The 2,433-nt window shown below is 49.4% G+C and carries 2 rRNA genes; both read right to left on the reverse strand.

The annotated features are described in order from the left end of the window. Position 1: 1 nt before the first annotated feature. Positions 2-117: ribosomal RNA gene (gene rrf, locus HMPREF2805_RS00010) — 5S ribosomal RNA — on the reverse strand. Between the two features lie 79 nt (positions 118-196). Continuing rightward, a 23S ribosomal RNA gene (locus tag HMPREF2805_RS00015) occupies positions 197-2,433 on the reverse strand; the annotation flags it as partial.

A 2,433-nucleotide genomic window follows, 5' to 3' on the forward strand; every position in this document is an offset into this window, starting at 1 on the left:
AGCTAAGCGACTTCCTTATCTCACAGGGGGCAACCCCCAACTACTTCCGGCGTTCTAGGGCTTAACTTCTGTGTTCGGCATGGGTACAGGTGTATCTCCTAGGCTATCGTCACTTAACTTTGAGTAATACCTACTCAAAATTGAATATCTTTCAAATTTCACTTAAAAATAATCACGCTTCGTATTCTCAGTTACTTTGGATAAGTCCTCGAGCTATTAGTATTAGTCCGCTACATGTGTCGCCACACTTCCACTTCTAACCTATCTACCTGATCATCTCTCAGGGCTCTTACTGATATAAAATCATGGGAAATCTCATCTTGAGGTGGGTTTCACACTTAGATGCTTTCAGCGTTTATCCCTTCCCTACATAGCTACCCAGCGATGCCTTTGGCAAGACAACTGGTACACCAGCGGTAAGTCCACTCTGGTCCTCTCGTACTAGGAGCAGATCCTCTCAAATTTCCTACGCCCGCGACGGATAGGGACCGAACTGTCTCACGACGTTCTGAACCCAGCTCGCGTGCCGCTTTAATGGGCGAACAGCCCAACCCTTGGGACCGACTACAGCCCCAGGATGCGACGAGCCGACATCGAGGTGCCAAACCTCCCCGTCGATGTGAACTCTTGGGGGAGATAAGCCTGTTATCCCCAGGGTAGCTTTTATCCGTTGAGCGATGGCCCTTCCATACGGAACCACCGGATCACTAAGCCCGACTTTCGTCCCTGCTCGAGTTGTAGCTCTCGCAGTCAAGCTCCCTTATACCTTTACACTCTGCGAATGATTTCCAACCATTCTGAGGGAACCTTTGGGCGCCTCCGTTACCTTTTAGGAGGCGACCGCCCCAGTCAAACTGCCCGTCAGACACTGTCTCCGATAGGGATCACCTATCTGGGTTAGAGTGGCCATAACACAAGGGTAGTATCCCAACAACGTCTCCTTCGAAACTGGCGTCCCGATCTCATAGACTCCTACCTATCCTGTACATGTGGTACAGACACTCAATATCAAACTGCAGTAAAGCTCCATGGGGTCTTTCCGTCCTGTCGCGGGTAACCTGCATCTTCACAGGTACTAAAATTTCACCGAGTCTCTCGTTGAGACAGTGCCCAAATCATTACGCCTTTCGTGCGGGTCGGAACTTACCCGACAAGGAATTTCGCTACCTTAGGACCGTTATAGTTACGGCCGCCGTTTACTGGGGCTTCAATTCATACCTTCGCGTTACCGCTAAGCACTCCTCTTAACCTTCCAGCACCGGGCAGGCGTCACCCCCTATACATCATCTTACGATTTAGCAGAGAGCTGTGTTTTTGATAAACAGTTGCTTGGGCCTATTCACTGCGGCTGACTTAAAGTCAGCACCCCTTCTCCCGAAGTTACGGGGTCATTTTGCCGAGTTCCTTAACGAGAGTTCTCTCGCTCACCTGAGGCTACTCGCCTCGACTACCTGTGTCGGTTTGCGGTACGGGTAGAGTATGTTTAAACGCTAGAAGCTTTTCTTGGCAGTGTGACGTCACTAACTTCGCTACTAAACTTCGCTCCCCATCACAGCTCAATGTTATAGAACTAAGCATTTAACTCAATTCACACCTCACTGCTTAGACAGACACTTCCAATCGTCTGCTTTAGTTAGCCTACTGCGTCCCTCCATCACTACATACTCTAGTACAGGAATCTCAACCTGTTGTCCATCGGATACACCTTTCGGTCTCTCCTTAGGTCCCGACTAACCCAGGGCGGACGAGCCTTCCCCTGGAAACCTTAGTCTTACGGTGGACAGGATTCTCACCTGTCTTTCGCTACTCATACCGGCATTCTCACTTCTATGCGTTCCAGCACTCCTCACGGTACACCTTCTTCACACATAGAACGCTCTCCTACCATACCTATAAAGGTATCCACAGCTTCGGTAAATTGTTTTAGCCCCGGTACATTTTCGGCGCAGGGTCACTCGACTAGTGAGCTATTACGCACTCTTTGAATGAATAGCTGCTTCTAAGCTAACATCCTAGTTGTCTGTGCAACCCCACATCCTTTTCCACTTAACAATTATTTTGGGACCTTAGCTGGTGGTCTGGGCTGTTTCCCTTTCGACTACGGATCTTAGCACTCGCAGTCTGACTGCCGACCATAATTCATTGGCATTCGGAGTTTATCTGAGATTGGTAATCCGGGATGGACCCCTCACCCAAACAGTGCTCTACCTCCAAGAATCTCTAATGTCGACGCTAGCCCTAAAGCTATTTCGGAGAGAACCAGCTATCTCCAAGTTCGTTTGGAATTTCTCCGCTACCCACAAGTCATCCAAGCACTTTTCAACGTGCCCTGGTTCGGTCCTCCAGTGCGTCTTACCGCACCTTCAACCTGCTCATGGGTAGGTCACATGGTTTCGGGTCTACGACATAATACTAAAGCGCCCTTTTCAGACT

The organism is Streptococcus sp. HMSC034E03, assembly GCF_001811505.1.
GTDB lineage: Bacteria > Bacillota > Bacilli > Lactobacillales > Streptococcaceae > Streptococcus.